Origin of the sequence: Comamonas sp. B-9 (genome assembly GCF_000410635.1) — a bacterium.
Lineage (GTDB): Bacteria > Pseudomonadota > Gammaproteobacteria > Burkholderiales > Burkholderiaceae_C > Comamonas.
In genome coordinates, this window is sequence record NZ_KE148598.1 from 2,237 (window position 1) to 3,005 (window position 769).

1 protein-coding gene is annotated in these 769 nt (G+C 64.5%); it reads left to right on the forward strand.

Annotated elements, in window-relative coordinates; all coding sequences use genetic code 11:
- Window positions 1–479 (forward strand): DUF3482 domain-containing protein (locus tag H928_RS33455; protein ID WP_239644981.1); only part of this gene is annotated, 479 nt, incomplete at its 5' end.
- Window positions 480–769: the final 290 nt, after the last annotated feature.

The following is a 769-nucleotide window of genomic DNA, read 5'->3' on the forward strand; positions in this document are numbered from 1 at the left end:
TGGGCGCCGATATGGTGGCCGGTGGCATGACCTTGGGCGCAGGCGCACTGGTCGGCGCCTTGGTGGGCGCCGTCACCTTTGCCGGTGCTGCCTGGAGCGCCAACAAGATGTTTGACCAGCAGGCCCAGCGCTTTCACCTCTCACCCGAGTACCTGAGCGCCTTGACCGGCCAGTTGCTGCTCAAGTACCTGGTGATCTCGCACTTTGGCCGGGGGCGCGGGCGCTACACCAGCCCCAGTGCACCGGCGCAGTGGAGCGAGGCGGTGCAGACCGCCGTGCAGCACCGCGCCACGCAGTGGCAGCAGCAGTGGAAGGCGCTGGGCAGCCTGGCCGCCGATGCCGGTTTGAGCGACGAGGCGCGTGCCGCCCATCTGCAGGCGCTGCAGCTGCAGCTGGGTGAATGCCTGCCCCAGGCGCTGGGCCGCCTCTACCCCGACATGGATCGACCGACGGTCAATGCTGATGCGAATAATCAATAAAAACAAGCAATTACAAAATTATTGGCGATAAAAAACACCGATCCGCATTGACCCGCTTGTTTTTTGCAAACGCCCGTCGCAGCATGGAGATGCCATGGCCCAGCAAGCCAGGCATCCCAGCAACTCAAGGACAGGAGAGTTTTATGCGCAACACCTGGAAAGCCTGGATCAGCGGTATCGCCCTGTGCAGCACAGCGGCCGTTTTTGCCCAAACACCGGCAGCGGGCACGGCACCGGCGGCCAAACCAGCCCCTGCGGCCAAGGCCGCGCCGGTGGCCCCCGCAGCCGCA